Below are 26,320 nucleotides of genomic sequence, written 5' to 3'. Positions count from 1 at the left end.
ATCAACCGATCCCGGGGATGAGAGAGATGAGCAGGTCGATGATCTTGATGCCGATGAAGGGGGCGACGAGTCCGCCGATGCCGTAGACGGTGAGGTTGCGCCGCAGCATCCTGTCGGCGCTGACCGGCCGGTACTGCACGCCCTTCAGGGAGAGCGGCACCAGCGCGATGATTATCAGCGCGTTGAAGATGACGGCGGACAGGATCGCGGAGTCCGGCGAGGACAGGCCCATGATGTTGAGCTTGTCCAGGCCCGGGTAGACGGCCGCGAACAGCGCCGGGATGATCGCGAAGTACTTCGCGACGTCGTTGGCGATGGAGAACGTCGTCAACGCGCCCCGGGTGATGAGGAGTTGCTTGCCGATCTCGACGATCTCGATGAGCTTGGTCGGGTTGGAGTCGAGGTCGACCATGTTGCCGGCCTCCTTGGCGGCCGACGTACCGGTGTTCATCGCCACGCCGACATCGGCCTGCGCCAGGGCCGGGGCGTCATTGGTGCCGTCGCCGGTCATCGCGACCAGCTTGCCGCCCGCCTGCTCCCGCTTGATCAACGCCATCTTGTCCTCGGGAGTGGCCTCCGCGAGGAAGTCGTCGACGCCCGCCTCCTCGGCGATCGCCTTGGCGGTCAGCGGGTTGTCACCCGTGATCATGACGGTCTTGATGCCCATCCGGCGCAGTTCCTCGAACCGCTCCCGCATGCCGTCCTTGACGACGTCCTTGAGGTGGATGACCCCCAGGACCCGGGCGCCCCGGTCGTCCAGGGCGGCGACCAGCAGCGGGGTGCCGCCGGCCTCGGAGATGCGGTGGGCGATGGTGTCCGCGTCCTCGGCGACTTCACCGCCTTGCTCCCTCACCCAGGCGACGACCGAGGCCGTGGCGCCCTTGCGGACCTCGCGGCCGTCGACGTCGACACCCGACATGCGGGTCTGGGCGGTGAAGGCGATCCACTCGGCGTGCGCCAGCTCGCCCTGGTGACGCTCGCGCAGTCCGTACTTCTCCTTCGCCAGTACGACGATGGAGCGGCCCTCGGGCGTCTCGTCGGCCAGCGAGGAGAGCTGGGCCGCATCCGCGAGCTCGGCCTCGGTGATGCCGGAGACCGGCACGAACTCGGCGGCCTGGCGGTTGCCGAGCGTGATGGTGCCGGTCTTGTCGAGCAGCAGCGTGGAGACGTCACCGGCGGCCTCGACCGCCCTGCCGGACATGGCGAGTACGTTGCGCTGCACCAGCCGGTCCATGCCCGCGATGCCGATCGCGGACAGCAGGGCACCGATGGTCGTCGGGATGAGGCAGACCAGCAGGGCGACCAGCACCACCATCGTCAGGTGCGTACCGGCGTAGTCCGCGAGCGGCGGCAGCGTGGCCACCGCCAGCAGGAAGACGATCGTCAGCGAGGCCAGCAGGATGTTCAGCGCGATCTCGTTCGGCGTCTTCTGCCGGGCCGCGCCCTCGACCAGGTTGATCATCCGGTCGATGAAGGTCTCGCCGGGCTTCGTCGTGATCTTGATGACGATGCGGTCGGAGAGCACCTTCGTGCCGCCGGTGACTGCCGAACGGTCGCCGCCGGACTCACGGATGACCGGAGCGGACTCACCGGTGATCGCCGACTCGTCGACGGACGCGACGCCCTCGACGACGTCACCGTCGCCGGGGATGACGTCACCGGCCTCGCAGACCACGAGGTCGCCGATCTTCAATGCAGTGCCGGGGACCCGCTCTTCGGAGCCGTCGGTGAGCCGCCGGCGGGCGACCGTGTCGGTCTTGGCCTTGCGCAGGGTGTCGGCCTGGGCCTTGCCGCGGCCCTCGGCGACGGCCTCCGCCAGGTTGGCGAAGATGACGGTCAGCCACAGCCAGGCGCTGATCGTCCAGCCGAACCAGTCGCCCGGGTCCGTGAAGGAGAAGATCGTGGTCAGCACGGAGCCGACCCACACCACGAACATCACGGGCGACTTGACCAGCACCCGCGGGTCGAGCTTGCGGAAGGCGTCCGGCAGCGACTTGACCAGCTGCTTCGGGTCGAACAGGCCCGCTCCTACACGGCCCTCGGGGGACTTGTGCCCGGTGGGAACGTCGCTGTGCGGCGCCCGGGTCGGAGTCGCTGTGGACATCGAGTCCTCTTGCTTGTGAAGGTCGGTGGTCATCACGCCAGCCCCTCGGCCAGCGGCCCGAGCGCGAGGGCCGGGAAGTACGTCAGACCGGTGATGATCAGGATCGCGCCCACCAGCAGGCCGGTGAACAGCGGCTTCTCGGTGCGCAGTGTGCCCGCGGTGGCCGGGACCGGCGTCTGCTCGGCGAGCGACCCCGCCAGCGCCAGCACGAACACCATCGGCAGGAAGCGGCCCAGCAGCATCGCGAGTCCGGTCATGGTGTTGAACCAGTCCGTGTTCGCGTTCAGGCCGGCGAAGGCCGAACCGTTGTTGTTCGACGCCGAGGTGAACGCGTACAGGACTTCCGAGAAGCCGTGCGCACCGGAGTTGAGCATCGAATCCGGCGGGGTCGGCAGCGCCATCGAGGCCGCCGTGAAGACGAGCACCAGCGCCGGGGTGATCAGGATGTAGCAGGCCGCCAGCTTGATCTCACGGGTGCCGATCTTCTTGCCCAGGTACTCGGGCGTACGGCCGACCATCAGACCGGCGATGAAGACCGCGATCACGGCCATGATCAGCATGCCGTAGAGGCCGGAGCCGGTACCGCCGGGCGCGATCTCGCCCAGCATCATGCCGAGCAGGGTGATGCCGCCGCCGAGGCCGGTGAAGGAGGAGTGGAAGGAGTCCACCGCACCGGTCGACGTCAGCGTCGTGGACACCGCGAAGATCGACGACGAGCCGACACCGAAGCGGACCTCCTTGCCCTCGTACGCCCCGCCCGCGGCCTGGAGCGCCGGCCCGTGGTGCGCGAACTCCGTCCACATCATCAGGGCCACGAAGCCCAGCCAGATGGTGAACATCGTCGCGAGGATCGCGTACCCCTGCTTCACCGAGCCGACCATCACGCCGAAGGTGCGGGTCAGCGAGAACGGGATGACGAGGATCAGGAAGATCTCGAAGAGGTTCGTGAACGGGGTGGGGTTCTCGAAGGGGTGGGCGGAGTTGGCGTTGAAGATGCCTCCGCCGTTGGTGCCCAGCTCCTTGATGGCCTCGGTGGAGGCGACCGCACCGCCGTTCCACTGCTGCGACCCGCCCATGAACTGTCCGACCTCGTGGATGCCGGAGAAGTTCTGGATCGCACCACACGCCACCAGCACCACGGCTGCGATCGCCGCCCCCGGCACCAGGATCCGCAGAACGCCGCGCACCAGGTCGGCCCAGAAGTTGCCGAGCTCACCGGTGCGCGAGCGCGCGAAGCCACGTACGAGGGCCACGGCGACGGCGATACCGACGGCCGCGGAGACGAAGTTCTGCACGGCGAGACCGGCGGTCTGCACGACGTGCCCCATGGTCTGTTCGCCGTAGTACGACTGCCAGTTGGTGTTGGTCACGAAGGACACGGCCGTGTTGAACGACTGCGCCGGGTTGACCGAGGAGAAGCCGAGCGAGCCGGGCAGGACGCCCTGGAGCCGCTGCAGCAGGTAGAGGAAGAGGACGCTGACGGCCGAGAAGGCGAGGACACCGCGCAGGTAAGCGGGCCAGGTCATCTCGGCGTCGGGGTTGGCACCGATGGCCTTGTAGGTCCACTTCTCGACACGCCAGTGCTTGTCGGAGGAGTAGACCTTGGCCATGTAGGTGCCGACGGGGACGTAGGCGAGCGCCAGTGCGCCTATGAGGGCGAGCAGTTGGAGCACACCTGCGAGTACGGGACCCATATCTGCTCTCAGAACCTCTCCGGGAAGATCAGGGCGAGGACGAGATAGCCCAGCAGGGCGACGGCCACGAGCAGGCCGACTATGTTCTCGGCGGTCACAGCTTCGTCACCCCCTTGGCGACGAGAGCCACCAGCGCGAAGACCGCGACCGTGGTGACGACGAAGGCCAGGTCGGCCATCGTGAACTCCTGGAGTGAGGTTCGGCGGAACAGGGACGACTAGAGCAAAGCGCCTCCGTGGCCGGATCAGGCCGCCGTTGACGGCTCCCTTACGGCGCCGCCCACGGCTTTGACGGGACTCTTACGCCCCTGATCCAAACCGGCGCAGGCCGCTGTGGCGCTCGGTGACCCGGGTCACAGCAGCCGGAAGCGGAGCCGGCAGATCACCGCGTCCGTCTCGCGCCGTACGGCATGCGCGACGACGGCACCCCGCTGGTTCTGCAGCAGCCGCTGCCACAGCCGCTCCGGCTCGGCCTCCGGGATCAGTACGGTGACGCGGGTGCCCGGCTCGGCGGAGGCCACCTCACGGACGTACGCGGCGATCGGGCGGCCCAGACTGCGCCGCGCGCAGGACAGCCGGACCAGCGGCACACCGGGGTTCCATTGCGCCCAGGAGCGCTCCAGGGCGTGCAACTGCGCCCGGTCTTCGGGGTCCGGGTAGCACACGGTCACCGCGCGGACTTCGTCACCGAGGGAGGCGGCCGCCGTGAGCGCCTCCGACGTCAACCTGGACAGGGACGAGACGGGGACGATCACCAGGGAGCGCTCGCGGTGCGGGGGCTCCGGTATGCGGCCGAGACCGAGCCGCTCCCCTATCCGGTCGTAGGCGCGGTGCACGGTCTCGAAGGCGGCCACGAGCAGCGGCAGGGCGATCACGATCAGCCAGGCGCCCTCCTCGAACTTGGTCGCCGTGACGACGACGGTCGCGACAGCGGTGAGCAGCGCGCCGAAGCCGTTGAGCAGCGCCTTGCCACACCAGCCTCGGCTGCGATGCCGTTCCAGGCGCCAGTGCCGGACCATGCCCACCTGGGCGAGGGTGAAGCCGACGAAGACACCGATGGCGAACATCGGGACCAGGGTGTTGGTGTCGCCGCCGGAGAAGACCAGCAGCGCGGCGGAGACGACGGCCAGGGCGAGGACGCCGTGCCGGTGGACCTGGCGGTCGGCCTTCAGAGCGAAGACGTGCGGGGCGTAGTTGTCCCGGGCGAGCAGCTTCAGCAGCACCGGCAGCCCGCCGAAGGACGTGTTGGCGGAGAGCGCCAGCAGGATCATCGTCGCGAACTGGATGACATAGAAAGCCCAGTTGTGGCCGAGCGAGGCGTCCGCCAGCTGAGCGAGGACCGTGACGCCCTCGACCGGCTGGAGGTGGAAGCGGCCGATCAGCACCGACAGACCGATGAGCATCAGGCCGAGGACGGCGCCGAGGGCGACCTCGGCGCGCTGGGCCCGCTTGACGCGCGGGACGCGGAAGGAGGGCACGGCGTTGGCGAGGGCCTCCACGCCCGTCAGCGCGGCACAGCCGGAGGCGAAAGCTTTCAGCAGCAGCAACGCGCCCACGCTGGTGGCGTTGTCGGCGAGCACGGAGGCGTGGCCCGCCGCTGTCGCGGTGCTCACCGGCTCGGACCGGAACAGACCGACGGCGATGAGCACGAAGATCGAGCCGACGAAGACGACCGTCGGCACGATGAACGCCTTGGCGGACTCCACGATCCCGCGCAGGTTGACGCCCGTGATCAGGGCGAGCACCGCCAGGCAGAGCCACAGCCGGTCGGCGTAGAGGGCCGGGAAGGCGGAGGTCAGCGCCGCCACGCCCGCCGTGACGGCCACGGCGACGTTGAGGACGTAGTCCAGCACCAGCGAGGCCGCCGCCACCAGACTCGTGCGCGCGCCCAGGTGGGTCTTCGCGACCGCGTAGGAGCCGCCGCCGTCCGGGAAGGCCGCGATGACCTGCCGGTACGACGCCACCAGCACCGCGAGGAGGGCGGCGATGGCCAGCGTGACCGGCAGCGTGAAGCCCAGGCCGTGGGCACCCGCGGCGGCCAGGACGAGGACGATCGCCTCGGGGCCGTACGCCACCGACGCCATCGCGTCCAGCGACAGCGCGGCCAGGCCGGTGACGGCGGTCAGCCGGTGGCGTTCGCCGGTATCAGGCGGCTCCTCGTCGGTGGGGACGGCATCCGGCTCGGTGGTCAGGACGGACATGGGTGCGTGCTCCTTCTTCCTTCGGCCGCGCACGAGGGCTGAGGTGTGCGCGGCTGCACCCAGGTTCCGTCCGTCTGCCGCCGACTCGGACTGTTCCTTGCGGCATCTTCGCGCCCAACCGGCCGACCCTGACGGAACCTTGACGGGCCGCTCTGTCAGAGCCGCATCAAGGTCCGCAGACGTGGTTGCCCCAGCTCGTTAACGTCTGCGTCATGGGACGCCCTGACAGGTCCGGGGAAGCGGCGGACGACCCCGAGTGGACACGGGAGTTATGGAGCACCGTCCGCTGCGCCGGCGTCCTGCTCGCTCTCCTTCTCCTGGTCGACTGGGGCTCCGGCCGGATCACCCCGTGGCGCGCCGCACTGTGGTGCGTACTCGCCGGGCTGCTCTTCGTCGTGCTGTACCCCGCCCGGGTGTCCGCGGGCGGGAACTGGCTGGCCTCGCGTCGACTGGTGCGCGAGCACCGGGTGCGGACGGACCTGTTGGTGTCGGTCCGTTGCCTGGACGGCATCTCCGAGCGGATCCTGCTGCGCGACGCCCTGGGCGGCCGCGTCGAGATCGACCCCGAGGTCCTGGTGCGCAATCCGCAGCTGTGGCTCCGCCTGGACGAGGGCGCACGGAAGGCCGCCGCCGACGGCTCGTTGCTGTGCGGTGCGACCGCCTTGCGATGCGTCGCGCAGCGCGTGCACCGCGAAACCGCCCGCGCCGTGTTCCAGGCTTCCGGCCTGGAGTGAGCGTCAGCCCTTCCTGACCGGTCCGGCGGTCCCTCCCGTACGGTGCACTTCCAGGTCCCGGTCACCGTGCTCATCAGGTGCTTCCTACGCTCCGCTCGGTCGGTACGGCACTCACGGTTTCTGCGGCGAACGGCAGCGACACGACCATCGTGAGGCCGCCGCCGGGGGTGTCCTCGGGGGTGAGGGTGCCGTTCATGGCGTCGGTCAGGCCCCGGGCGAGAGCCAGGCCGAGACCGAGGCCGGTGGTGTTGTCGGTGTCGCCGAGCCGTTGGAAGGGCTCGAAGAGCCGTTCGCGGCCGTCGGCGGGCAGACCAGGACCGCGGTCCACGACGCGCAGCTCCACCCGACCCGCCAGGGCGCTGGCGGTGACCAGCACCTTCTTTCCGGGCGGGGTGTGACGGGCGGCGTTGCCGACCAGGTTGGCGATGACCCGTTCCAGCAGCGGGGGGTCGGCCAGCACCGCCGGGATCTCCTCCACGTCCGCCACGTCCACGCCCGGGATGTCCGTCAGCGCCATGGGCAGCACCTCTTCCAGGGAGGTGGCCCGCAGGTTCAGGGTGAGGGCGCCCGCCTCCAGTCGGCTGAGGTCGAGGAGGTTCTCCACCAGGCGGTTGAGCTTGGCCATGGACTCGTCGGCGGTGGCGAGGAGTTCGTCCCGGTCCTCCGCGGAGAAGTCGACGTCGCGGCTGCGCAGGGACGTGACCGCGGCCCATCCGGCGGCGAGCGGCGTGCGCAGGTCGTGGCCGACGGCTCGCAGCAGGGCTGTGCGCAGCCGGTCGGCGGCTTTCACCGGCTCCACCTCGGCCGCCGCCTCGGCGAGCCGGGCGCGCTCGACCGCGGAGCCGACGTGGGCGGCGAAGGCGGCCAGTACCCGTCGCTCGGACGACGACAGGGTGCGGCCCCGTAGCGCGAGGCAGGCGCCGGGGCCCGCCGGAACGGCCGTCACCCCGGCCGCGTCGGGCGGCTCGTCCACCAGGTCCGCCGACTCCATGCCGAAGGTCTCGCGCGTCCGCTCCAGCAGGGCCGGGATGGTCGCTTCACCGCGCACGATGCTGCCGGCCAGGGACGACATGGTCTCCGCCTCGGCCGTCGCCCGGGCGGAGCGCCGCGACAGCCGCAGGGACCGGTCCACGACCGCGGCCACGGTGGCCGCCACGACAGCGAACACCGCCAGCGCCAGCAGGGTGTTCGGGTCATCCAGTGTGAACCGGCCGATCGGCGGGACGAACCAGTAGTTCAGCAGCAGCGACGCCGTCACCGACGCGATCACCGCCGAGGCGACCCCGCCTATGCAGGCCACGCCCACCACCGTGAGCAGGAACAGCAGGGCCTCGCTGGTCAGGTTCAGCGTGCCCCGCAGCTGGGCGAGGACGGCTGTCAGCAGCACGGGCAGCACCAGCCCGGCCACCGGACCGGCGATCAGTCGGGCCGTCGACAGCGTGCGGCGTCTCGACGGCAGGAGCGTGCCGCGCCCGGCCCGCTCGTGGGTGACCCGGTGCACGTCGATGTCGCCGGACAGCTCGGTCACGGTCTCCCCCGTGCCGGGCCCGGTCAGGAACCGGGCCAGCCGGCCGCGGCGGCTCGTGCCCAGCACGAGTTGCGTGCCGTTCTCGGCCCGGGCGAACTCCACCAGTGCGGTGGCCACGTCGTCGCCGACGACCGAGTGGTAGCTGCCGCCGAGGTCCTCCACGAGCCTGCGCTGCCGGGCGAGCGAGGCGTGCGAGACCCCGGCGGCGAGACCGTCGCTGCGAGCCACGTGCACGGCGAGCAGATCGCCACCGGCCGAACGGTCGGCAATCCGGGCGGCCCGCCGGACGAGCGTGTCCCCCTCCGGCCCGCCCGTCAGGGCGACGACCACCCGCTCCCGGGTCTCCCACACCCCGCCGATGCCGTGCTGCGAGCGGTACTCCTGCAGCGCCTCGTCGACCCGGTCGGCCACCCAGAGCAGCGCCAGCTGGCGCAGTGCGGTCAGGTTGCCCGGCCGTAAGTAGTTGGCGAGGGCCGCGTCGATCTTCTCGGGGGCGTAGATGTTGCCGTGTGCCATCCGTCGGCGCAGCCCCTCGGGCTCCATGTCCACCAGCTCGATCTGCCAGGCGCGTCGTACGACCTCGTCGGGCACGGTCTCGTGCTGGGGCACGCCGGTGATCTTCTGGACCACGTCGTTGAGGGACGCCAGGTGCTGGATGTTCAGCGTGGTGATCACGTCGATACCGGCGTCGAGGAGGGTCTCGATGTCCTGCCGGCGCCTGGCGTTGCGGCCGCCGCCGGGGACGTTGCTGTGGGCGAACTCGTCGACGATCGCGACCTGCGGCCGACGGGCGAGGACCGCGGCCAGGTCCATCTCCTCGAAGCGTCCGCCGCGGTAGGTGCAGGGCGCGCGGGGGACGCTCTCCAGGCCGTCGAGCATCGCCTGCGTGTGGGGGCGTCCGTGGCACTCCGCGAACCCCACCACCACATCCGCCCCGCGCGCGGCGCGGCGCCGCCCCTCGTCGAGCATCCGGTAGGTCTTGCCGACCCCCGGAGCCGCCCCGAGGTAGACCTTCAGTCGTCCGGGCCGTACGTGACTCATCGCCGCCGACGCGCTCCGCTCACTGGCTCAACGCCCTTGCGTACCAGGGCTCAACTCCCCCGTGCCCAAGGGTTCTTCCTCCCAAGGAAGCCGTTTCGCAGGGTGGTCGGCGCGGTTGTTAGCGGTTCCTTGGCGCCGGCCGCGGGGACCTTGACGCTGTCTTGACGTGACCTGGTTCGATCGGGTGCCTCCGCCAGGAATACGCGGCACAGTTCCGTAAGGGCCGGGGCCTGCTCACCGAGGCGCTGCGAGCCTCCGGAAACTGCCACCGCATGGCACCACATGGCACCGCATGGCACCACTTGGCATCGAGTGGCGCCACAATGATTCGAGCCGCGCTCTTCACGTTTCCGCAGGTAGGGCAGCCACCCTTGGCCTCATCCCTCTAATGACACCACCCAGACTTGCCAATGGCGCCACCATGGTGCCATGATGGCGCCATGGACCTCACCCCGTATGTCGACACCCTCCGCCGCGAACTCGCGGTGGCCGCCGAAGCCGGCGGGGAAGCTGCCCGCGAGCTGGCTGAGAGGCTCACCGCTCCCCTGGAGTCGGCGACCCGGCTGACCATGCTCAACGTGCTCTCCGCCGCGATGGACGAGATCACCCGCGAACTCGCCCCCGGCTCGGTCGACGTACGGCTGCGCGGGCTCGACCCCGACTTCGTGGTGACCCCGCCGCCCACCTACGGCGGCGCCCCGGGGGAGCCGGCCGCGCCCGTCGAACCGCTCAAGGCACAGGCGCCCGCCGACGGCGACGAGGGCGGCACCGCCCGCGTCAACCTGCGGCTGCCGGCCCACCTCAAGGCGCGCGCCGAGGAGGCCGCGAGCCGCGAGGGGCTGTCGGTCAACGCGTGGTTGGTGCGCGCCGTGTCGGCCGCGGTCGACGGCGGCACGCAGCCGCGTACGACGGAGAGGACCCGCACCGTCGGACAGAGCTTCACCGGCTGGGTGCGCTGACCGCGCCCGCCCCCAAAGAAACGCACTGCACCCACACCACGTCCCACCTGCGGGGACGACCCAAGGACTCATGAGGACGGTACAGCCATGCCTTCTTTCGACACTCCCGAACCGATCTCGGTCAACGCCCACGTGGGCGCCGGTTCCATCCGGTTCACCGCGGCCGACCGCCTCGACACGGTCGTCGAGGTGCAGCCCCGCGACCCGAAGAGGGACAAGGACGTGCGGGCCGCCGAGCAGACCGAGGTCACCTACGCGAGCGGCGTCCTGACCGTCAGGACGAAGGAGCGACGCATGATCGGGCCCTCCGGCGTCACCGACGTGACGGTCGAACTGCCCACGGGATCACGCGTCGAAATGACCGGCTCCTGGGCCCAGTTGCTCGGCGAGGGCAGGCTCGGCGAGGTCCGGGTGAAGACCTCGACCGGTGACGTCCGCCTCGACACGACCGGACCGCTCCAGCTGACCGTCTCCCACGGCTCGATGACCGTCGACCGGGTCGAGGGCAAGGCCGAGATCACCACCAGCTCCGGCAGCGTGCGCGTCGGGCTCGTCGACGGCCCCGCCGTCCTGAAGAACTCGCACGGCAACACGACCGTCGGCACCGTGACCGGCGAGCTGCGGATGAGCGGCGCCAACGGCGGCATCGACATCGCGTGCGCCGAGGCATCGGTCATCGGCACCACGACCAACGCCTCCCTTCGCGTCGCCGAAGTCTCCAGCGGTGACGTCCAGTTGGAGACCTCCAACGGCTCCATCGAGGTCGGTATCCGCGCGGGCACGGCCGCCTGGCTCGACGTCAGCTCCAACCGCGGGCAGGTACGCAACACGCTCACCGCGTCCGAGGCCCCGGAGCAGACCGAGGGCACCGTCAAGGTCCGCGCACGGACCAACTGGGGCAACATCGACGTCTTCCGCGCCAAAGCCTGAGCGCTCCCCTCCCCCGCACCAGTCTTCGTCATTCCTTCCGATCTCCCAGCCACTTCAGCCTTCGAACGGGAGGGCTCCATGCCTTCACCTGTCATGCCCACGTCCAGTCGAAGGGACGGCCACCCGTCGCCGGCCGCCGTCTCCGCCATCGGTCTGCGCAAGTCGTACGGCGACAAGAGCGTCCTCGACGGCATCGATCTGCGTATCCCGGCCGGGTCCGTGTTCGCGCTGCTCGGGCCGAACGGCGCCGGCAAGACCACCGCCGTGAAGATCCTGTCCACGCTCATCGCCGCCGACGGCGGGCAGGCCCAGGTCGCGGGCCACGACATCGCCACGTCACCGGACGGCGTGCGCGCCGCGATCGGTGTCACCGGGCAGTTCTCCGCCGTGGACGGGCTGATCACCGGCGAGGAGAACATGCTCCTCATGGCCGACCTGCACCACCTCTCCAAGCGTGCGGGACGGCAGGTCAGCGCCGAACTGCTGGAGCGCTTCGACCTCGTGGAGGCCGCGAAGAAGCCCGCCTCCACCTACTCCGGCGGCATGAAGCGCCGCCTCGACATCGCCATGACCCTGGTCGGCAACCCACGGATCATCTTCCTCGACGAGCCGACCACCGGCCTCGACCCACGCTCCCGGCACAACATGTGGCAGATCATCCGCGAGCTGGTCTCCGACGGCGTCACCGTCTTCCTCACCACGCAGTACCTGGAGGAGGCCGACGAACTCGCCGACCGCATCGCCGTACTCAACGACGGCAAGATCGCCGCCGAAGGCACCGCCGAAGAGCTCAAGCGACTCATCCCCGGCGGACACGTCCGCCTCCGCTTCACCGACCCGGTCACGTACGAACGGGCGGCCACCGCACTGCGCGGGACAACCCGCGACGACGAGGTGCTCGCCCTGCAGATACCCAGCGACGGAACCCAGCGCGAGTTGCGCTCCCTCCTCGACTGGCTGGACGCCGCCGGTATCGAGGCGGACGAGCTGACCGTGCACACCCCCGACCTCGACGACGTCTTCTTCGCCCTGACCGGCAGCACCGACCAGCCGAACCAGCCGAAGGAGGCTGTCCGATGAGCTCCCTCTCCCTCGCCGTCCGCGACTCGACCACGATGCTGCGCCGCAACCTCCTGCACGCCCGGCGCTACCCGTCCCTCACCCTGAACCTGCTGCTCTCGCCGGTCATGCTGCTACTGCTCTTCGCCTACATCTTCGGCGACGTGATGAGCGCCGGCATCGGGGACGGCGGTGCCGACCGGTCCGAGTACCTCGCGTATCTCGTCCCGGGCATCCTGATGCTGACCATCGGCGGCACCACGATCGGCAGCGCGGTGTCCGTCGCCACGGATATGACCGAGGGCATCATCGCCCGCTTCCGCACGATGGCGATCCACCGCGGATCGGTACTCATCGGGCACGTCGTCGGCAGCGTGCTGCAGTGCGTGATGAGCGTGGTGCTCGTCGGGGCCGTCGCCGTGGCGATCGGGTTCCGGGCCACGGATGCCACCGTCCTGGAGTGGATCCTCGCAGTCGGGCTGCTGACGCTCGTCTCCCTGGCGCTCACCTGGATCGCGGTCGGGATGGGCCTGTCCAGCCCGAACGCCGAGGCGGCCAGCAACAACGCCATGCCGCTGATGGTCCTGCCGCTCCTCTCCAGCGCCTTCGTGCCGGTCGACGCGATGCCGGGCTGGTTCCAGCCGATCGCCGAGTACCAGCCCTTCACGCCCGCCATCGAAACCCTGCGCGGCCTGCTGCTCGGCACGGAAATCGGCAACAACGGATGGCTCGCCGTCGCCTGGTGCGTGGGGCTGGCCGTGCTCGGCTACGCCTGGTCCAAGTCGCTGTTCAACCGCGACCCGAAGTAGGGGCCGGCAGCCCTCCCCACGTCGGGGCGGCGCACTCCGACACCACGTCGGCGTACGCCGCCCCGTCGGCGTTGACCGAGTTGTTCGGCGGCATCGAGCACGCCCCACCATCACTCGCTGGAGTCAGGCGCCGTTCCCCCACTCGGTGCTCCCGGCTACACAGGTTGACTCCGATTACCGTCATTCACATGGGAGTTACTGCAGGTCATGACGTGAAGGGGAGGGGTATTCCTCCCAGTTCCGCTTGACCTGTCCCGGCGCCCCGGCCATGGTGATCCCGTAGTCGAGTGATTACACAGAGTTTCTGGACTGGGGGCTGAGATGGCGGGGGACTCGTACGGGACGGACGCGTTCGCGATCGTGGGTCTGGGGTGCCGACTGCCCGGTGGGATCGTGGATCTGGCCGGGCTGTGGGAGGCGTTGGAGGCCGGGCGTGACCTGGTCGGGGCAGTTCCGCAGGAGCGGTTCGACAGTGCGCGGTTCGTCGACACCGCGATGACGCGGCCGGGGAAGTCGTACACCGCGCGAGGCGGGTTCCTGGCGGACATCGCCGGGTTCGACGCGGACTACTTCGGGATCTCGCCGCGGGAGGCGGCGCAGATGGACCCGCAGCACCGGCTGCTCCTGGAGACGGCCGTAGAGGCGCTGGACGACGCGGGGATCGACCCCGGGACGTTGGCGGGCTCCGACACCTGTGTGTTCGTCGGCGTCTCGGACTTCTCCTACGGCGGGCTGCAGATGGTCAGGGCGCGGCGGCTGAACGCCTATTCCATGGCGGGCACGGCCCATTCCATCGCGGCGAACAGGCTGTCGCACTTCTTCGACCTGCGCGGGCCCAGCATGGCCGTCGACACCGCCTGCTCGTCGTCGCTGGTGGCCGTGGAACGCGCCTGCAAGGAGCTCGCGTCGGGCGGCAGCCGTGTGGCGCTGGCGGGCGGGGTCAACGTACTGCTGAACCCTGCGGGATTCGTCGGGTTCAGCCAGGCGTCGATGCTGTCGAAGCGGGGCCGGTGCGCGGCGTTCTCGGCGGACGCCGACGGGTTCGTCAGGGCCGAGGGTGCGGGCGTGGTGGTGCTGAAGCCGCTGTCCGACGCACTGGCCGACGGCGACCGGATCCACGGCGTGATCGCCGGCGCCGGCAGCAACTGCGACGGGCGCACGGTCGGGCTGGCGCTGCCCAGCGCGCGGGCGCAGGAGGACCTGCTGCGGCGGGTGTACGAGCGGGCCGCGATCACGCCCGACGAGGTCGAGTACGTGGAGGCGCACGGCACCGGCACGCAGGCAGGGGATCCGGCCGAGTGCACGGCGCTGGGCCAAGTGCTGGGCGTGGCACGGACGGTGGGCCCGCTGCCCATCGGGTCGGTGAAGTCCAACGTCGGGCACCTGGAGCCGGCGTCGGGCATGGCGGGGCTGTTCAAGGCCCTCACGGTGCTGCGGTACGGCACGATCCCCGCCTCACTGCACCTGGAACCGCTCAACCCCGGAATCGACTTCGCCGGGCTGGGGCTGGAGCCGGTCGACCGGGCGCGTCCGCTGGCCTCGGGGGGTCGGGGCCGACGGCGCTTCGTGGGCGTCAACTCCTTCGGGTTCGGCGGGGCCAACGCCCATGTCGTCGTGGGCCCGCCGCCTTCCGCCACCCTGCCGGCCGGCACGGATGCGGTCGGTGAACTGCCGGTGATCGCCTCGGGGCGTACCCCGCAGGCGGCCGAGGAGGCGGCACGGCGGCTGGCCGCCCGGCTGACGCGCACCACGCCGGAGAAGCCGACAGAGCCGCAGGAACCCACGGGGCCCACAGACCCGACAGGGCCCACAGCGCCGACGGAGTCGGCGGAGTCGGCGGAGTTCGCGGAGTCGGCGGAGTTCTACGACATCGCCGCGACCACCAGCCTCCGCCGCGCGCAGCACCGCTACCGCCGCGTGGCGCTCGCCTCCTCCCCGTACGAAGCCGCGCGGATCCTGACCGACGACGGCGTGACCGGTGAGGCGGTCGAGCACGGCCGGGTCGGGCTGGTCTTCGCCGGCAACGGCTCGCAGTGGGCGGGGATGGCCGCCGACCTGCTGGACGCCGACCCGGTGTTCCGCGCGGAGGTGGAGGCGGCCGACGGCGCGCTGGAGCCCCGGATCGGCTGGTCGGTCGCCGCGCAGCTGCGCCGGCCGGCGGACGAGTGGGGGCTGGAGGCCACCGAGGTGGCGCAGCCGCTGCTGTTCACGATGCAGGCCGGCATCGTCGCGGTCCTGCGCGAGCGGGGCGTGAAGTGGACGGTCGCGCTCGGGCACAGCGTCGGCGAGGTGGCCGCCGCGTACGCCGTCGGCGCGCTGACGCTGCAGGAGGCGGCGCGGGTGGTCGCCGAGCGCGGCCGGGCCCAGGCGGCCACGGCCGGCCGGGGCCGGATGGCCGCGGTGGGGCTGCCGTCGGCCGAGGCGGAGCGGGCTCTGTCGGCCTACCCGGGCCTGGTGGTGGCCGCCGTGAACAGCGCCAGGGACGTGACGATCGCCGGACCTGTCAACCAACTCAAGTCGCTGGGCGAGGAGTTGACGGCCCGCGAGGTGTTCTTCCGGCTCATGGACCTCGACTACGCCTTCCACAGCCCGGTCATGGAGCGGGTCCGCGCCCCGCTGGCCGTCGGCCTCGAAGGGCTGGCCCCGAGCAGGAGCACCGAGGCGCTGATCTCCACGGTCACCGGCGGCCCGGTGCCCGCGAGCGGCCTGGACGCCGAATACTGGTGGCGCAACGTCCGCGAGCCGGTCCGGTTCGCCGCCGCCGTCGGCCACGCCCTGGACGCGGGCGTCGACGTCCTGCTGGAAGTCGGCCCCCATCCCGTCCTGCGCACCTACCTGCGCCGGATCACCGCCGGACGCGACCGGGTGGCCGTACTCGACACCCTGCGCCGCAGCGCCGCCGGCCCGGCCGCGCTGCGCCGGTCGGTCGAAGCGCTGATCGCCGCCGGGGCGCAGACGGACTGGACGCGCTGGTTCCCGCGCCCCGCCCGAGTGGCGGAGCTTCCCGCGTACCCGTGGCAGCGGGAACGGCACTGGAGCGGCACCCCGCAGCAGTGGATCGTCAGCAGCGGATCGGGACGGCTGGACCACCCCCTGCTGGGCGAGCGGCTGCCGACGGCGGAACCCTCCTGGCACGGGCCGGTCGAACCGGTGCTGGTGCCCTGGCTGGCCGACCACAAGGTGGCCGGATCGGTGGTTCTCCCCGCGACGGGCTACGTCGAGATGGCTCTGTCCGCCGGCCGGCGGGTGCTGGACGGCCCGGTGGAACTGGCCTGGCTGGAGGTGAGCCGCCCGCTGGTCGTCCCGTGGGACCGGGCCGGGGACGTCCACGTGCAGCTCGGGTTCTCACCCGACGACGGCATGGTGTCCATCACCAGCACCGAGGCCACCGACGGCACCGACGTGGACGGCACTCGGCCCCGTCCGCACGCCCGGTGCCGGGTCCGCGAGTTGATCGGCCGCCCGCCCGCCCGGATCGACGTGGCCGCGGTGCGTGCCCGCTGCGCCCGCCGGGGCGACGTCGACACCCTGTATCGCGAACTGGCCGCGAACGGTCTGGACTACGGGCCCGCGTTCCGCCAGCTCGCGCGGCTGCACCTCGGGGACGGGGAGGTACTGGCGGCCTACCGGCACACCACGGACGCGGCCGACACCGCGCAGTACGTGGTGCATCCGGCGCTGCTGGACGGCGCGCTCCAGGCATGTGTGCCGCTCGTGGCCGCCCGGGCCGGCGCCGGGCAGTGCTGGCTTCCGGCCGCGATCGGGGCCGTACGCGTCTGGCGGAGACCGTCCGCGACGGGGATGCTGCACGTCCGCGACCGCACACGCGGCACCGCCGAACTCTGCTTCGACATCACCGTCACCGACCCGGACGGCAGCGTCACCGCCGAACTGGACGGCGTACGGATGCGTCGGGTGCCCGGCCCGGCCGACCGGGCGCCCCTGCGGTACGAGACCGTGCTGCGGGCCGCGCCGCATCTCCACCTGCCGGCGGCGCCCTCGCCGCTGCCCGCCAACCATGACCTCGCCGCGGCCGTCGCAGGGAGCGTCGCCGCTGTGGAGGCCGGCTGGCGCGCCACGCGCTTCGAGGACTTCGCCGCCCGGCTGAAGCTGGTGACCGCCCATGTGGCCGCCGCCGCGTTCGAGAGCCTGCTGCCCGCGGAGGTGGCCGAGTTCACGCCCGCCGACCTGGTCCGGCACGGGATGCTTCCCGGATACGACCGGCTGGCGCGGACCTTGCTCGACCTGATGGCCGGTCACGGTCTGGCCGCCGCCCGCGAGGACGGACGGTGGCGGCTGACCGGCACTGCGGCCCCGGGCCCCCTCCTGGCCGCGCTGCCGTCGGACTTCCCGGCCTGCAGTGCCGAAGTGCAGCTGGCGGTCCGCCAGTTGTCGCACCTGCCGCAGGTGCTGCGCGGTGAGCGCGACGCGCTGCAGCTGCTGACCGGCCAGGGTTCCCAAGAAGCCCTGGAGCAGTTCTACGACGTGGCGCCGTCCTGCCGTTTCCCCAACCGGGTCCTTGCCTCGCTCGCGGCGGAGATCGCCCGGTCCTGGCCCGAGGACCGGCCGCTACGGATCCTGGAGATCGGCGCGGGCACGGGTGGGACCGCCGCAGCGGTGCTGCCGCTGCTGCCACCGGAGCGGACCGTCTACCACTTCACGGACGTCTCCGCGGGCTTCTTCGCCCGCGCCCGGCACCGTTTCGGCGACCACGACTTCGTCGACTACCGTCCGTTCGACCTGAACGCCGACCCGGCTGAGCAGGGCTTCGCCGACGGTGCTTACGACCTGATCGTCGCGGCCAACTCCCTGCACACCGCGACCGACCTGCGGTCGGCCCTGCGCCGGGTACGCGGGCTGCTGGCTCCCCGCGGCCGACTGCTGGCCTTCGAGACTCACGACACGGGCTATCTGCTGCCGTTCTTCGGCACGCTGGACAGCTTCTGGAGCCACGACGACGAACTGCGTCCGGACTCACCCCTGTTGAGCCGCGAACAGTGGGCCGAGGTGCTGCCCGCATGCGGCCTCGCCGACGTCGTCCACATCGGCGGCAGCATCGAGTCACCGGCCCGGGACGGCGTCTCGGTGCTGCTGGCCTCGGCACCCGCATACGAGACCGCCCAGCCCGCGCTGCCCCGGCCGGACGACGGCACCCGGTGGATCGTGGCCACCGAGAGCCAACCGGAGACGCCGTTGGCCGAGCACCTCGCCGCACTCCTGGCCGACGGCGGAACGCGGTCCGTCCCGGTGACGTCCGCTCCCGTCGACCCCGCGGCCTGGACGGCGTCGCTCGCCGGTGAGGGCGACCCGGCCGTGGTGCTCCTGCTGGGCGACTCCCCCGCCGACTCCCCCTCCGCCCCGCAGGCGATGCTCGACCAGGCCGTACGGCGCGCTGCCACGCTGCGCGCCCTGGCCGCGGCCTGCAAGAGCCTCCCGGACGGCGCCCGGCCCGCCCTGTGGCTGGTGACCCGGCCCAGCGGCGCACTGCCCGCACCCGAACGCGCCGCCCACCCGCAGGACGCCGCCGCCTGGGGCGTGGCCCGCACCCTGGCCAACGAGCACCCCGACCTGCGGGTGACCCGGCTGTCGCTGGAACGCCTCGGCGACCCGGCCGCCGACGCGCACCGGCTGGCCCGCGAACTGCTGGAACCCGCCGTGTCGTTCGGTGAGGACGAGGGCCCGGCCGCACGTGAGGACGAGATCGTCATCACCACGGGCGGCCGCTTCGTACCCCGGGAACGCGAACTCCCGTCCGGCGAGCACATCGAGCGGAGCGGCGACGGACCCTTCGCCCTTGAGATCCGCGCGCCCGGACTGTCGTACGAGCCGGCCTGGACGCGGACCCAGCCCGTCGCCCCCGGGGCCGGTGAGGTGGTGATCGCGGTGCGCGCCGCCGCGCTCAACTACCGCGACATCATGCAGGCGACCGGTCTGCTGCCCCCGGAGGCGACAGAGGGAGGGTTCGGCGACACGGGCCCCGGCCTCGAATGCGCCGGGATCGTCACGGCCGTGGGCGAGGGCGTGGGCGACGTGGCCGTCGGGGACCGGGTGTGCGCGGCGGTGCCGGCCTGCCTGGCCTCGCACACGGTGGCTCCCGCGGCGGCCGTGGTGAAGATCCCCGACGGTCTCGGTTTCGCGGAGGCCGCGACCGTGCCGGTGGCCTTCCTGACGGTCCACTACGCCCTGCACGACCTGGCGCGACTGGCGCCCGGGGAGACCGTGCTGGTGCACGGGGCCGCCGGTGGGGTGGGGCTGGCCGCCGTCCAGTACGCCCGTCTGGTGGGCGCCACCGTGATCGCCACCGCGGGCAGCCCGGCCAAGCGTGACCTGCTGCGCGCGCTGGGCGTCGAGCACGTACTGGATTCCCGGAGCCTGGACTTCGCCGGTCAGGCGCTGCGGATCACCGGTGGGCGCGGGATCGACGTGGTGCTCAACTCGCTGGCGGGGCAGGCCATCGACCGGGGCCTGGAGACGCTGCGGCCGGGCGGCCGGTTCATCGAACTCGGCAAGCGCGACATCTACGCCAACAAGCCGCTCCTCATGCGGCCGTTCAGCCGCAACATCGCCTTCTTCGGCGTCGACGTCACCGCCCTGCTGTCCGACGCGGCGGGGCTCGCACAAGGCAGGCGTCTGCTCGCCGAGGTCGCCGAACGGGTGGCGGACGGCCGCTACCGGCCGCTGCCGCACACGGTGTACCCGGCCGCACGGGTCGGCGAGGCGTTCGCGCTGCTGCAGCACTCGCGGCACATCGGCAAGGTCGTCGTGAGCCTCGATCCGCAGGACGGCCCGGTTCCCGTCCGGACTCGGCCCGAGCCGCCCCGGCTCGAACCCGACGGCACCTATCTGGTCACCGGCGGGCTGAGCGGATTCGGCGCCGCGACCGCCCGCCGGCTCGCCGACCGCGGCGCCCGCCATCTGGCCCTGGTCTCCCGGCGGGGCCCCGACGGTCCCGAGGCGACCGACGTACTGTCCGGCCTGACCGCGCTGGGCGTGACCGCCACGCCGTACGCCGCCGACGTCACCGACTCCGCCGCCATGGCCGAGGTGATCAGCCGCGTCGACGCCACCGGGCACCGGCTCGCGGGTGTGGTCCACGCGGCCATGACGCTCGACGACGCCCCCCTCACCGAACTCACCGACGAGCGGATCCGCGCGGTCCTGGCCCCCAAGCTGGCCGGCGCGGCGGTCCTCGACGCGCTGACCCGGGAGCACGACCTGCGGCTGTTCTGGCTGTACTCCTCGTTCACCACGGCCGTGGGCAACGTCAAGCAGTCCGCCTACGTCGGCGGGAACCTGTTCACCGAAGCGCTGGCCCGCAGGCGGCACGGCACCGAAGCGGCCATCGCCGTCGCCTGGGGTGCGCTCGGGGACTGCGGACATGTCGCCCGCGAGGGGCTCGTACCGTCCATGGAAGCGCTCGGCACAGTCGCGCTCGGCTCGCGCGAGGCGCTGGACGCCCTGGACTCGCTGGCGGCGTCCGGCACCGTCGTCGCAGGTGTGGGCCGACACGACTGGGCCCGGCTGCGCACCTTCCTGCCGACCCTGACCACGCCCCGCTTCGCGGCGCTGCTGCCCGCCGACGGCGACCTCGGCGGGCACACCCGCCAGGACCTCGTGGCGGCCCTGGCCGACCTCACCGCCGAAGAGGCGCTGACGACGGTCGGCGGCACGCTCGCCGAGTATCTGGCCCAGATCCTGCAGACCGACGCCGCCCGCCTCGATCCGAAGCTGCCGCTTCAGGACTACGGCGTCGACTCCCTGATGGCCGCCGAGCTGCTGACCACACTGCGCCAACGCCTCGATGTCGAGATCCCGCCCCTGGAACTCCTCCAGAGCGGCGTCACCGTCACCGACCTCGCCCGCCACGTGCTGCTGCGCCTGGGCGTGCGCACCACCGACACCGCCAACGGCTGAAAGGGAGGCCCGTCATGGTGACCTGTCAGGAACCCGATACCCCGACGGCGGACCCCACCGAAAGCTTTCTCAGCTTCGGTCCCCTCCTCGGCGGCACCACCGTCCCCAGCCCGACCGAGTGGGTCTACGCACTCCGCGCGAGCGCGCTGATCGACGACCCCATCGGCGCCACCTGCTACCGCAACGCGCTCAACGCCGGGCACATGCGCGTCGACGCCCACCCGGAAACGATCCTGGGGCGCTGCGCCGTCGCCGGACCCGACCTCATGCAGACCGCGCTGCGCACGGCACGGCACGCCGCGGACGAATGGGGCGGCAGCCCGCGAGCCCGACGCGCCGCCGTCGCCGAGGCGTTCCGCGCACGGCTGCGGGAACACGCGGACACGCTGACCGACCTCCTGGTCGAGGAAGGGCACCCGGTCCGGCTGGCCCGGATGGAGGTCGCCAACCTTGTCACCTTCTTCGCGCCCGAGACCACCGACTGGTGTCTGCGGCAGCTGGAGACACGGCACACCGCCGGTGGACGGACGGTGTCGCTGCGCCGGATGCCGGACGGCGTCGTCTGCGTGCAGCCGCCGCAGAACACCCCGGCGCTGAGCGTCGGCGCGGCCTTCCAGTCCGTGCTGGCGGGCAACGCGCTGGTGGTGCGGCTGTCGCGACAGGCGCCGATCGCCGCGATGTATCTGCTGGAGCGGATCGCCGTACCGGCGCTGGCCGAGGCCGGTGCCCCGCCCGGTGTCCTGTCGGCGCTGTGCACCGACCCGGCCCAGGCGCTGGATGCCTGGCTGGACAGTCCGCTGGTGGACGACGTGCTGTACTTCGGCGACTCGATCCGCGGCGAACAGATCGAGAAGGCGTGCCTCGTCGCGGGCAAGAAGCCGATCCTGGAACTCGGCGGCAACGACATGGTCGTGGTGTGGCGTGACGCGCCCCTCGACCGGGCCGTGGACGCGCTGCTGGAGTCGTACCACGGCAGCGGCCAGATCTGCTGTGCGCCCAACATCGCGCTCGTCCACCCGGAGATCGCCGACCGGCTCGTCGACCGACTCACCGACCGCGTCCGGGCGTTGCGGCCCGGTTTCCCCGACGATCCCGAGGTGGTGCTGGCTGCCACGCCCAACACCGCCGGATACGACGCGGCGCTCGCCGACGCCCGGCGGGCGGGCGCCCGTGTGCTGACCGGCGGACGCCACCTGGACGTGGGCGGCCGGGAGAGCGATGTCGCCGTCTTCGCGGAGCCGGCACTCATCCGGGTCGACGGGCTCGCCCGGGCGCGGGAGCTCAGGTCGGTCCGGCACGAGACGTTCTTCCCGATGCTGACCGTCGTCGTCCCCGAGCCCGCCGGTGACGACGAACTCCTCGCCGAGACGGTGTCGTTCGTCGCCGCCGGCGCCTACGGCCTGCGCAACTCCCTGTGGGCACAGGACCCGCAGGTCATCGACCGGTTCGTCCGGGACGTCCGCTCGTGCGGCCAGATCCGGGTGAACGACTCGCACCTCGCGGGCGTTCCGTACCTGTCCAACCATGGCGGCCCGGGGCTGAGCGGCGACCGGTTCGGCGAGCTCAACTACCCGATGCTGCGCACCAGTCGCCTCCAGGGCGTGTCCGTGGCGCAGTCCCCGCCCGCGCCGTCCGAGGGCGTCACCCCGTACGTCCCGGCGCGGCGCAGGCCCAGGGTCGAGGCGGTCCGGGAGTACCCGCCGGGCTGGCCGCCCGAGGAGCTGCCGGGCGGGCTGCCGGCTCCGTTCACCGAGGCGTTCCAGCACGACCCGTACCCGACGCTGCACTGGCTGCGGGAGCACCGGCCGGTGAGCCAGATCATGGCTCCGGACGGTCCGGGCTGGCTGCTGACCCGCTACGACGACGTCCGGCGGGCCCACACCGACGCGCGGGTGAGCTGCGACAGCACACGCATCACCGCCGGCCGTATGTGGCTGCGGCACTGGCCGTCCGAGCTGCGGGAGCGGCTCTTCACGCACCTGCTGGACAGTGACGACCCGCGCCATGCCGAACTGCGGGCGATCATGCGGCCGTTCTTCACGCCCGCGCGCCAGGAACAGTGGCGCTCCCGGGTGCAGCGCGTCGTCGACACCCGGATCGACCAGATCGTGGACCGGGGTCGGGCCGACCTCATGGCGGCCGTCGCCTACCCGCTCGGCGGCAACGTCCTGTTCTCCGTCCTCGGCGCCACCCCGCCCCGGATGAACCATCTGCGGGCGATGATCTGGCGGACCGCCGAATGGAACAACGACGTCCCCTACGTGGCGGCGCTCGCCCACGAGATCGACGGGTTCGTCCGCAAGGCGGTCGCCGAGAAGCGCCGCGCCCCCGGCGACGACCTGATCTCGCTGCTGGTCCGGGCCCGCGACGAGGACGCTCTGATCGGCGAGGACGAACTGCACGGCCAGGTCATGATGATGCTGGTGGCGGGCCAGGACCCCAGCATCAACAGCGTCGGCAACAGCCTGCACGCCCTGCTCACCCACCCCGGCCAACTCGCCGAGCTCCGCGGCGACCCGGCGCTGCTGGAGACGGGCATCGGTGAACTCCTCCGTTACGAGAGCCCGTTGCCGTTCACGAGCTGGCGGGGCACCCTCGAAGCCGTCGAGTTCGGCGAGGTGACCGTCCCGGCGAACGAGTCCCTGTTCCTGTGCCTCGGCGCGGCCAACCGGGACCCCGCCCGCTTCCCCGACCCCGACCGGCTCGACCTGCGCCGTCCCACCCCCGGCCATCTGGCGTTCGGGCATGGCGCCCACTACTGCCTGGGCGCCCACATCGGCCGGATGACGGCCGAGGCCGCCGTCACCACCGTGCTGCGCCGGCTGCCCGGCCTGCGGCTGGACGGCACGCCGCGGTGGCGGCCCAGCATGTTCGAGCGCGGGCTCAGTGTCCTGCCCGTCGCCTGGGACGTGCCACGGAAGACAGGTAAGGCACAAAAGCCACATAAGACTCAGAAGGCTCAGAAAGTCCAGAAGCTACGCAAGCTGCAGCAGCCCCAGAAGCGGGCCGTTCGGTGAACCGCTCCGAGATCCTCGCCGAACTGAAGGCGATGCTCGCCGAGTTCGGCGACATCGACCCCGAACAGGTCGACGAGCAGACCGCGTTCATCGCGGACCTCGCCCTCGACTCGCTCGTCCTGGTGCGGATGACCGTCGTCGCCGAGGAGCGGTTCGGGGTGCGCATCCCCGACGAAATCGCCTGGGAGCTGCACACGGTCGGCGCCGTGGTCGGCTACGTGGAGGAGGCCCTGGCCGGACGGATCGGAGCCGGCGGTGAGTGAACTCGTCCGGTTCCTGCGCGAGAAGATGTGGCTCCTCGGCGACACCCGCTGGTACGCGCGCGTGGACAGCGTCCGGGACGATCTCGTCGAGGTGGAACGTCTCGGGTACGCCCAACTCGACGCGCGGGCCCGAGCGGTGGGGGCATGGCTGGCCGACAGGACAGCGCCCGGCGCGCGTGTCCTGCTGATGTACCCGGCGGGCCTGGAGTTCTTCGCGGTCTTCCTCGGCTGCCTGTACTCCGGGCGGGTCGCCATCCCCGCCCCGCTGCCGGCCACGGACCGGCGGGCCCTGGAACGCGCCGAGGGCATCATCCGCGACGCGGACGTCGGGCTGGTCCTCAGCGATGCCGCTCACCAACCGAGGCTCGGCTCCTGGCTGGCAGGCCTGGGCCTCACCTCGCGGACGGAGTGCGTCGCGACCGACGGGACTGACAGGACCGCCGGGACCGACGGGACCGGTCTGCCGGACCCCGGCCCCTGGTCCCCCGTCGCCCTGGAGCTCTCCGCGACCGCCTACATCCAGTACACCTCCGGGTCGACGAGCGAGCCGCGCGGTGTCGTCATCACCCACCGGAACCTGCTGCACAACCTGCTGTCGATCAGGGAGAACCTCCTCCCCGGGGACGTCCTGGACGAACTGCGCCACGACCCGTCGCAGTCCGGCGCCGGATGGCTCCCGCACTACCACGACATGGGCCTGGTCGGCATGCTGCTCAGCCCGCTCGCGAGCTGCGGCAACCTCGTCTTCTGCTCCCCGGTGTCCTTCATCGCCCACCCGCTGCTCTGGCTCCAGATGATCAGCAGGTACCGGGCCTTCTACACCTTCGCCCCGAATTTCGGCTACGACTGGCTGCTGAGGAGCCTCAAGGACGGCCAACTAACCGACCTGGACCCTGACTTGAACCTGGACTGCCTGCGCTTCGCACTGAGCGGCGCCGAGCCCGTCCACGCCGACGTCCTGAACGCGGTCGCCCGCCGACTCGCCCCCATCGGCTTCCGTCCGGACATCTGGGCGCCCAGCTACGGCCTGGCCGAGGCCACTCTCATGGTGACCGGCACGTCCTGCGGCAGCGGGCCGACCGTGGGGCGTTTCGACCGGGACGCGCTGGAGGCCGGCCGGGCTGTGCCCGCCTCGCACGGCGTCGACCTGGTCGGCTGCGGCCGTCCCGCCGGCACCGATGTCCGGATCGTCGACTCCGCGACCTCATGCCCCTTGCAGGACGGGCGGGTCGGCGAGATCTGGGTACGCGGCGACAGCGTCGCCGACGGCTACCTCAACGACCCACAAGGCACCGCCGAGCACTTCGGCGCTGTCACCGCAGACGGGGACGGGGACGGCGACAGCGATGGAGACGGCCACGGGGGTGACGGCCCGTACCTGCGCACCGGAGACCTCGGCTTCCTCCAGGAGGGCGAGCTCTACGTCACCGGTCGCGCCAAGGACCTGATCATCGCCAACGGGCGCAACATCCACCCCCAGGACATCGAGCGCATCAGCGAAACAGCCGACCCCGCGACCGGCCCCTGCGCCGCCTTCACCCTGCCCGACGGCTCCGGCCGCGAGCGGATCGTGCTGGTCCAGGAAATCCGCCCGCTCCACCTCAACGGCCGCACTCCCGCGGCCCTCGCCGACCTCATCAGAAGGCGCCTGGCCCACGAACTGCGGCTGGCCGTCCAAGTCGTCATCGTCGGGCCGATGAGCGTGCCCCGGACCACCAGCGGCAAGATCCAGCGCTCACGAACCCGCGAGGAGCTCCGCTCGACGGGCCTCGACCCCTTGCACTCCGACCTCCTCACCCCGGCCGAGCCGATCCCTCGGCCGAGCTCCTGACGCGCGGCACGGACCGCCCCGGGGGCCCCGAAGGGGGGCGCCCCTGTCAGCCGCCGCCCCGCAGCACCCGCGACAGCCCCAGTGCCGCGGTGCGCACAGCGGGGCCAGTTGGGCGGGGCGGAAACGTGAGCGGGGTGCGGCCACGGAGAGGGCGGCCACCGCGGTGCCGCCGGCGAAGACGGGGGCCGCGATGCAGCTCACGCCCGGCGCGGCTTCCTGTTCCTCGGGTGAGACTCG

Annotated in this window: 14 protein-coding genes and 1 pseudogene; 9 read left to right on the top strand and 6 right to left on the bottom strand. The window is 71.8% G+C overall.

The genetic code is table 11. The annotated features are described in order from the left end of the window. Window position 1: 1 nt before the first annotated feature. From kdpB to PBV52_RS38855, 4 genes are all read right to left on the bottom strand, one after another. Window positions 2-2,137, bottom strand: coding sequence for a potassium-transporting ATPase subunit KdpB (gene kdpB / locus PBV52_RS38870; protein ID WP_274245195.1), 2,136 nt, complete (start codon window positions 2,135-2,137; stop codon window positions 2-4). Then, window positions 2,137-3,798, bottom strand: a complete 1,662-nt coding sequence (kdpA, locus tag PBV52_RS38865) for a potassium-transporting ATPase subunit KdpA (protein ID WP_274245193.1) — start codon at window positions 3,796-3,798, stop codon at window positions 2,137-2,139. Before kdpA ends, kdpB begins: the two co-directional genes overlap by 1 nt. Before the next feature lie 8 nt (window positions 3,799-3,806). Further along, complete coding sequence (gene kdpF / locus PBV52_RS38860; protein WP_109004339.1) at window positions 3,807-3,896, bottom strand: K(+)-transporting ATPase subunit F; 90 nt, start codon at window positions 3,894-3,896, stop codon at window positions 3,807-3,809. Between the two features lie 254 nt (window positions 3,897-4,150). After that, entirely contained in the window at window positions 4,151-5,998 is a 1,848-nt protein-coding gene (locus PBV52_RS38855; protein WP_274245189.1) for an APC family permease, read from the bottom strand. 212 nt (window positions 5,999-6,210) lie between these two features. On the opposite strand from PBV52_RS38855, the gene PBV52_RS38850 reads away from it, so the two are divergent. Then, window positions 6,211-6,732 (top strand): hypothetical protein, encoded by a 522-nt coding sequence (locus PBV52_RS38850; protein ID WP_274245187.1) that lies wholly within the window; start codon window positions 6,211-6,213, stop codon window positions 6,730-6,732. A 73-nt stretch (window positions 6,733-6,805) separates the two neighbouring features. Here PBV52_RS38850 and PBV52_RS38845 read toward each other — a convergent pair whose 3' ends face one another. Beyond that, window positions 6,806-9,301, bottom strand: coding sequence for an ATP-binding protein (locus PBV52_RS38845; RefSeq protein WP_274245186.1), 2,496 nt, complete (start codon window positions 9,299-9,301; stop codon window positions 6,806-6,808). Between the two features lie 440 nt (window positions 9,302-9,741). Between PBV52_RS38845 and PBV52_RS38840 the strand changes: the two genes are divergently transcribed. The 8 genes from PBV52_RS38840 (at window position 9,742) to PBV52_RS38805 (ending at window position 26,083) form a co-directional block, all read left to right on the top strand. Beyond that, the gene (locus tag PBV52_RS38840) at window positions 9,742-10,260 is read left to right on the top strand and encodes a toxin-antitoxin system HicB family antitoxin (protein ID WP_274245184.1); all 519 of its coding nucleotides are present in this window, start codon (window positions 9,742-9,744) and stop codon (window positions 10,258-10,260) included. An 87-nt stretch (window positions 10,261-10,347) separates the two neighbouring features. After that, a complete protein-coding gene (locus tag PBV52_RS38835) occupies window positions 10,348-11,190 on the top strand; it encodes a DUF4097 family beta strand repeat-containing protein (RefSeq protein WP_274245182.1) in 843 nt (280 codons plus the stop codon). A 93-nt stretch (window positions 11,191-11,283) separates the two neighbouring features. Further along, window positions 11,284-12,270 carry an ATP-binding cassette domain-containing protein gene (locus tag PBV52_RS38830; RefSeq protein WP_274249851.1) on the top strand — a complete coding sequence of 329 codons (987 nt, stop codon included), beginning with the start codon at window positions 11,284-11,286 and terminating at the stop codon, window positions 12,268-12,270. Beyond that, window positions 12,267-13,058: an ABC transporter permease gene (locus PBV52_RS38825; protein WP_274245180.1), complete on the top strand. Its 792-nt coding sequence runs from the start codon at window positions 12,267-12,269 to the stop codon at window positions 13,056-13,058. Before PBV52_RS38830 ends, PBV52_RS38825 begins: the two co-directional genes overlap by 4 nt. A 321-nt stretch (window positions 13,059-13,379) precedes the next feature. Next, window positions 13,380-20,972: a type I polyketide synthase gene (locus tag PBV52_RS38820; protein ID WP_274245179.1), complete on the top strand. Its 7,593-nt coding sequence runs from the start codon at window positions 13,380-13,382 to the stop codon at window positions 20,970-20,972. A 14-nt stretch (window positions 20,973-20,986) separates the two neighbouring features. Continuing rightward, complete coding sequence (locus tag PBV52_RS38815; protein WP_274245176.1) at window positions 20,987-23,989, top strand: aldehyde dehydrogenase family protein; 3,003 nt, start codon at window positions 20,987-20,989, stop codon at window positions 23,987-23,989. Beyond that, window positions 23,986-24,252 carry an acyl carrier protein gene (locus PBV52_RS38810; RefSeq protein ID WP_274245175.1) on the top strand — a complete coding sequence of 89 codons (267 nt, stop codon included), beginning with the start codon at window positions 23,986-23,988 and terminating at the stop codon, window positions 24,250-24,252. The genes PBV52_RS38815 and PBV52_RS38810 overlap by 4 nt, the downstream gene beginning before the upstream one ends. Continuing rightward, window positions 24,245-26,083 carry a fatty acyl-AMP ligase gene (locus PBV52_RS38805; protein WP_274245173.1) on the top strand — a complete coding sequence of 613 codons (1,839 nt, stop codon included), beginning with the start codon at window positions 24,245-24,247 and terminating at the stop codon, window positions 26,081-26,083. Before PBV52_RS38810 ends, PBV52_RS38805 begins: the two co-directional genes overlap by 8 nt. Window positions 26,084-26,129: 46 nt before the next feature. On the opposite strand, the pseudogene PBV52_RS38800 reads toward PBV52_RS38805, so the two are convergent. Then, window positions 26,130-26,311 (bottom strand): annotated as a pseudogene (locus PBV52_RS38800) (IclR family transcriptional regulator C-terminal domain-containing protein); the annotation flags it as partial. Between the last annotated feature and the right edge of the window lie 9 nt (window positions 26,312-26,320).

Source organism: Streptomyces sp. T12 (assembly GCF_028736035.1).
Lineage (GTDB): Bacteria > Actinomycetota > Actinomycetes > Streptomycetales > Streptomycetaceae > Streptomyces.
Note: the sequence above shows the minus strand (reverse complement) of the source record. Positions and strands in the feature narration are given on the sequence as shown.

Coding starts and splice junctions, on each gene's coding strand:
- PBV52_RS38845 (WP_274245186.1), bottom strand. CDS start 9,301: ATGAGTCACGTACGGCCCGGACGACTGAAGGTCTACCTCGGGGCGGCT.
- PBV52_RS38835 (WP_274245182.1), top strand. CDS start 10,348: ATGCCTTCTTTCGACACTCCCGAACCGATCTCGGTCAACGCCCACGTG.
- PBV52_RS38825 (WP_274245180.1), top strand. CDS start 12,267: ATGAGCTCCCTCTCCCTCGCCGTCCGCGACTCGACCACGATGCTGCGC.
- kdpB (WP_274245195.1), bottom strand. CDS start 2,137: ATGACCACCGACCTTCACAAGCAAGAGGACTCGATGTCCACAGCGACT.
- PBV52_RS38815 (WP_274245176.1), top strand. CDS start 20,987: ATGGTGACCTGTCAGGAACCCGATACCCCGACGGCGGACCCCACCGAA.
- PBV52_RS38840 (WP_274245184.1), top strand. CDS start 9,742: ATGGACCTCACCCCGTATGTCGACACCCTCCGCCGCGAACTCGCGGTG.
- kdpA (WP_274245193.1), bottom strand. CDS start 3,798: ATGGGTCCCGTACTCGCAGGTGTGCTCCAACTGCTCGCCCTCATAGGC.
- PBV52_RS38855 (WP_274245189.1), bottom strand. CDS start 5,998: ATGTCCGTCCTGACCACCGAGCCGGATGCCGTCCCCACCGACGAGGAG.
- PBV52_RS38830 (WP_274249851.1), top strand. CDS start 11,284: ATGCCCACGTCCAGTCGAAGGGACGGCCACCCGTCGCCGGCCGCCGTC.
- PBV52_RS38820 (WP_274245179.1), top strand. CDS start 13,380: ATGGCGGGGGACTCGTACGGGACGGACGCGTTCGCGATCGTGGGTCTG.
- PBV52_RS38850 (WP_274245187.1), top strand. CDS start 6,211: ATGGGACGCCCTGACAGGTCCGGGGAAGCGGCGGACGACCCCGAGTGG.